The following is a 5,247-nucleotide window of genomic DNA, read 5'->3' as shown; positions in this document are numbered from 1 at the left end:
GGGCAGGCCGGGGAGCGCGGCGCCCTCATCGGCCTCGCCACGGCCCTGCTGCTGACCGCGGGGGCCGGGGGTGTGGCCGCCGCGTCCGGCGACGACGGGCCCGCCCGGCCCGCCGGGCAGGCCGGGGAGCGCGAGGCCGCCGCGCTCACCGGCACGGCGAAGCTGTTCAGGAAGACCACCGAGGACGTCACGTTCACCTTCGACGCGCATCTGGCGGCCGAGCACCGCACCGACCCCTCGAAGGCGACCGGCACCTTCCGCTTCGTGCACCTCGACCGGCCGGGCGGCAAGGGCGGCTGGGCCGAGGGCCGCATCGACTGCCTGATGACCGGCGGCAAGGTCGCCACCGCGACCGGCATCATCACCGGCACCAACCTCAAGGAGATCAAGGGCGGCCGGGTCGGCTTCACCGTCCACGACACGGGCGGCCTGGACCGCGTCGGCTACAGCTGGGCGTCGGCGGGCGGCCCCGACAACACCAGAAAGCTGCCCAAGTGCGCCAGCTCGGCCCCGTTCGAGAAGGTGCGTAAGGGCACCGGCGACTTCGACGTGGTCCCGTGGAAGGTCCCGTACCCGACGGACTGACGGAGCCGAGGCGCGCCCCGCCCCTCGCCCGCCGCCGAAGGAGCTATGCGGGGGACCCCGAGGAGAAGCGGCGCATCAGGGGCGAGAGGACCAGTACCGACTTCGTCCGTTCCACGAACGGCTCGCCCGCGATCCGTTCGAGGACCCGCTCGAAGTGCCGCATGTCGGCCGCGAAGACCTGGACGATCGCGTCCGCGTCCCCGGTGACGGTGGACGCGGACGCGACTTCGGGGTACCGCTCAAGGCCCCGCTGGATCGCCTCCGGCGAGGTGTTGCGACGGCAGTAGATCTCGATGAAGCCCTCGGTCTCCCAGCCGAGGGCCGCCGGGTCCACCCGTACGGTGAACCCGGTGATGGCGCCCGTCGCCCGCAGCCGGTCCACGCGCCGCTTCACGGCGGGCGCGGAGAGACCGACCAGTTGGCCGATGTCGGCGTAGGAGCGGCGGGCGTCCTCGGCGAGGGCGTGCACGATGCGTTCGTCGAGATCGTTCAGTCGCACGGCGGGTGGATCACTTTTCTGCTGTGGCCAATCGGGAGCGGCGCATGCCGTACCCGAAGTAGAACACGAGCCCGACCGCCATCCAGACACCGAAGACGATCCACGTCACGGTGTCCAGGCTGAACATGTTGTACGCGCAGAAGCCGAAGCCGAGCACCGGGAAGAGCCAGCCGAGCGGCACCCGGAAGGTGCGGGGCATGTCCGGACGCGTCCTGCGCAGCACGATGACGGCGATGTTGACCAGGCCGAAGGCGAAGAGCGTGCCGATGCTGGTGGCGTCGACGAGCTTGCCGAGCGGGATGACCGAGGCGAGGGCGCCGCAGAACAGCGAGACGATGACGGTGTTCACGCGGGGCGTGCCGGTCTTCTTGCTGACCTTGCCGAAGACCTTGGGGACGAGGCCGTCGCGGGACATCGCGAAGAGCACCCGGGTCTGGCCGTACAGGACGGTGAGGACGACGGAGGCGATGGAGATCACGGCGCCCGCGGCGAGCAGCGTGCCGAAGAAGGTCTGGCCGCTGACGTCGTTCATGATCGCGGCGAGCGTGGCCTCGGAGCCCTCGAAGTCCTTCCAGTTCCAGGCGCCGACGGCGACGGCGGCGACCAGGACGTAGAGCGCGGTGACGATGATCAGCGAGAGCATGATCGCGCGCGGCAGGTCACGCTGCGGGTTCTTGGCCTCCTCACCGGCGGTGGAGGCGGCGTCGAAGCCGATGTAGGAGAAGAACAGGCTCGCTCCCGCGGCGCTGACCCCGGCCATGCCGAGCGGCATGAAGTCGGAGTAGTTGCCGGACTTGAAGCCCATGAAGCCGATGGAGCAGAAGAGCACGAGCGCGGCGATCTTCACGATGACCATGATCGTGTTGGCGCGCGCCGACTCCTTGGCGCCGCCGAGCAGGAAGACCATGGCGAGCAGTACGACCAGCAGGCCGGGCAGGTTGATGATGGCGCCGTCGACCTCGCCGGGCGCGGCGGAGAGCGCGTCAGGGATGGTGACGCCGATCGTGCCGTCGAGCAGTTCGTTGAGGTACTCGCCCCAGCCGACGGCCACGGCGGCGACGGACACGCCGTACTCCAGGACCAGGCACCAGCCGCAGACCCAGGCGATCAGTTCGCCCATCGTTGCGTACGCGTACGAGTACGAGGAGCCCGCGACCGGGATGGACCCGGCGAGTTCGGCGTAGGAGAGGGCCGAGAAGAGGGCGGTCAGTCCGGCGATCACGAAGGACAGGGTCACGGCGGGCCCGGCCTTGGGGACGCTCTCGCCGAGGACGACGAAGATACCGGTGCCGAGGGTGGCACCGATGCTGATCATGGTCAGCTGCCACATGCCGAGGGAGCGCCTCAGCGAGCCGCCCTCACCCTGTCCACCCTCCGCGACCAGGTTCTCCACCGGCTTGCAGCGCATCAAGCGGCCGCCGAGCCCGGTGGACACCCGAGGGCTCGGGGGGCCCTGAGGGTTCTGTGGGGGTGCGCCTTGGTCGAGCACGCGCTGGCTCCTTCATCGCTGCCAATCAGGGCGGCAGGGACCGGCGGCATCCGCGCTTGGAGACGGGGAACCACCGAGCAGGCGGTCCCCGCCACACACGTTCAGCGCCTGACTCTAAGGTCAGCGCCTTCCCGACCGTAATGCAGCAACCTTGCGCACCGCCAGTTGATCATTGCGCACTTCGGTCATATGCGTCTCTTCGTTGCGCGGTCCGTTTCGTCCGTTGCGTGCGGGAGCCCGGGGAAAGCGAAAAAGCCAGAACCCCGCGCCCCCGGAAGGGGACGCGGGGAACCGCGCGATCAGCCACGTCCGGCCCGCGGAGGGCGACGGCCCGAGCAGAACCGTTCCTCCGCAGCGGAGAGCTGCTAGCTCCAGCTAGCGTGCAGCGGCTTGCCCTCGGCGTAGCCGGCGGCGCTCTGGATGCCGACCGTGGCCCGCTCGGCGAACTCCGCGAGGGACCCGGCGCCCGCGTACGTGCAGGAGGAGCGGACGCCCGCGATGATCGAGTCGATCAGGTCCTCGACGCCGGGCCGGGCCGGGTCGAGGAACATGCGGGAGGTCGAGATGCCCTCCTCGAAGAGCGCCTTGCGGGCGCGGTCGTACGCCGACTCCTCGCTCGTGCGGTTCTTCACCGCGCGGGCGGAGGCCATGCCGAACGACTCCTTGTAGAGGCGGCCGTTGGCGTCCTGCTGGAGGTCGCCCGGGGACTCGTAGGTCCCGGCGAACCAGGAGCCGACCATGACGTTCGACGCACCGGCGGCCAGCGCCATGGCGACGTCGCGCGGGTGGCGGACACCGCCGTCGGCCCAGACGTGCTTGCCGAACTTCCTGGCCTCCTCCGCGCACTCCAGGACGGCGGAGAACTGCGGGCGGCCCACGCCGGTCATCATGCGGGTGGTGCACATGGCGCCGGGGCCGACCCCCACCTTGATGATGTCGGCGCCCGCCTCGATGAGGTCGCGCACGCCCTCGGCGGCGACGATGTTGCCCGCGACGATCGGGACCTGCGGGTCGAGCGCGCGCACGGCCCTGACCGCGGAGATCATCGACTCCTGGTGGCCGTGCGCGGTGTCCACCACGAGGGTGTCGACGCCCGCGTCGAGGAGCTGCTTGGCCTTGCCCGCGACGTCGCCGTTGATGCCGACGGCGGCGGCGACGCGCAGCTTGCCGTTGGCGTCCACGGCCGGGGTGTACAGGGTCGCGCGCAGGGCGCCCGTACGGGTCAGGATGCCCGCGAGGCGGCCGTCCTTGTCCACGGCGGGCGCGTACCGGCGGTTGGCGCCGTCCAGCTTGTTGAAGGCGTCGCGCGGGTCGATGCCGGCGTCGAGGAGCAGCAGGTCCCGCGACATGACCTCGGAGAGCTGGGTGAAGCGGTCCACGCCGCTCAGGTCGGCGTCGGTGACGACGCCCACGGGCCTGCCGTCCTCGTCCACCACGACACCGGCGTCGTGCGCGCGCTTGGGCAGCAGCGCGAGGGCGTCGGCGACGGTCTGGGTCGGGGCCAGGACGATCGGGGTGTCCAGGACGTGGTGGCGCGTCTTGACCCAGGAGACGACCTCGGTGACGACGTCGATCGGGATGTCCTGCGGAATGACGACCAGGCCGCCGCGGCGGGCGACGGTCTCGGCCATGCGGCGGCCGGCGATCGCGGTCATGTTGGCGACGACCAGCGGGATCGTGGTCCCGGTGCCGTCGGGCGAGGAGAGGTCCACGCCCTGGCGGGAGCCGACGGCGGAGCGCCTCGGGACCATGAAGACGTCGTCGTACGTCAGGTCGTACGCAGGCTGGATGTCATTGAGGAAGCGCACGTGCTGCTCATCCCAGTCGATCAGAGGTGGCCCCCGGACAGTTAGCCCGAGGGAAAAGCACGTACTTCAGTGTCCCACGTCATGGGGGCCGCACCGCCTGGGATGATCACCCAGGCAGGTGGCGGACCCCTTGGTCGGATCGTCCAAGCGGGCCGCCGGGCGGAACGGTGCGTTCAGGCCCCGGCACGCTGCGTGGCCGGAAGGGGCGCCGGTCCGGGGCCGAGGGCGAGCAGGATCTCCAGAGCCGGGTGCGCGCCGTCCCGCCCGTGCGCGACGGCGTCGGAGAACACCTCCTGGGCGGTCTCCCACTCCCCCGGGGCGGCACGCGCGTACTCCTGCCAGCCGGAGACGACGACGCACCGTCCGGTCACCTCCGGCGCCCAGGAGAAGTCGCTCAGGCAGTCGGCGAGGGCGTCCCAGTTGCGCCCGAACCACTCGGGCAGCCCGAAGGCCTCGGCGCACCGCTCCATGAAGGCGGCCTTGTCCGTGACCCCCGTGAGGGAGAGCACCGTGACGCCCCATCCCGCCTCGCGCGCCGCGCCGAGCACGGGCGCGAGGGGCCCTGCCCCGCCGCCGGTACCGCCGTTCATCGCTCAGCACCGCCTTGAAGGACGCGTAGTGGTCATCGGTGTAGTAGACCTCGCCCCGGTCCCCCGTGACGATCCGGCGCGCCCCGCGGTCCCGCTCGCCGGGGGTGCGGACGGTGTACTCGCGGTAGTACCCGCGCTCACGCCGCGGCAGCTCCCGCTCGTGGTTCCCGAAGACGGCCCCGTCCTTCTCGTACGGGAACGGCCCCCCGGCGTCGATGCGCCGCAGCGTCCGCCGTGCCTCGGCGGGCAACTGGTCGGCCCGGACGGCCGCCATGC

General features: G+C 71.3%; 5 protein-coding genes and 1 pseudogene. 1 reads left to right on the top strand and 5 read right to left on the bottom strand.

The annotated features are described in order from the left end of the window. Window positions 1-27: 27 nt before the first annotated feature. The gene (locus AB8Z36_RS28345) at window positions 28-585 is read left to right on the top strand and encodes a Repetin (protein WP_369216228.1); all 558 of its coding nucleotides are present in this window, start codon (window positions 28-30) and stop codon (window positions 583-585) included. A 43-nt stretch (window positions 586-628) separates the two neighbouring features. Here AB8Z36_RS28345 and AB8Z36_RS28340 read toward each other — a convergent pair whose 3' ends face one another. The 5 genes and pseudogenes from AB8Z36_RS28340 to AB8Z36_RS28320 all read right to left on the bottom strand — a co-directional run. Continuing rightward, window positions 629-1,084, bottom strand: a complete 456-nt coding sequence (locus tag AB8Z36_RS28340; protein WP_369216227.1) for an Lrp/AsnC family transcriptional regulator — start codon at window positions 1,082-1,084, stop codon at window positions 629-631. Between the two features lie 10 nt (window positions 1,085-1,094). Further along, entirely contained in the window at window positions 1,095-2,573 is a 1,479-nt protein-coding gene (locus AB8Z36_RS28335; protein ID WP_369216226.1) for an amino acid permease, read from the bottom strand. Between the two features lie 365 nt (window positions 2,574-2,938). Continuing rightward, window positions 2,939-4,381 (bottom strand): GuaB1 family IMP dehydrogenase-related protein, encoded by a 1,443-nt coding sequence (locus tag AB8Z36_RS28330; RefSeq protein WP_369216225.1) that lies wholly within the window; start codon window positions 4,379-4,381, stop codon window positions 2,939-2,941. Window positions 4,382-4,554: 173 nt separating this feature from the next. Next, a complete protein-coding gene (locus tag AB8Z36_RS28325; RefSeq protein ID WP_369216224.1) occupies window positions 4,555-4,971 on the bottom strand; it encodes a barstar family protein in 417 nt (138 codons plus the stop codon). Between the two features lie 4 nt (window positions 4,972-4,975). After that, window positions 4,976-5,247, bottom strand: a pseudogene (locus tag AB8Z36_RS28320) (ribonuclease domain-containing protein); the annotation flags it as partial.

Source organism: Streptomyces flavofungini, assembly GCF_041028215.1.
Lineage (GTDB): Bacteria > Actinomycetota > Actinomycetes > Streptomycetales > Streptomycetaceae > Streptomyces > Streptomyces flavofungini_B.
This window is presented reverse-complemented; position numbering and strand designations above follow the sequence as displayed.

Excerpts from the sequence above, each read along its gene's own strand:
- AB8Z36_RS28325 (WP_369216224.1), bottom strand. The coding sequence starts at position 4,971 with ATGAACGGCGGTACCGGCGGCGGGGCAGGGCCCCTCGCGCCCGTGCTC.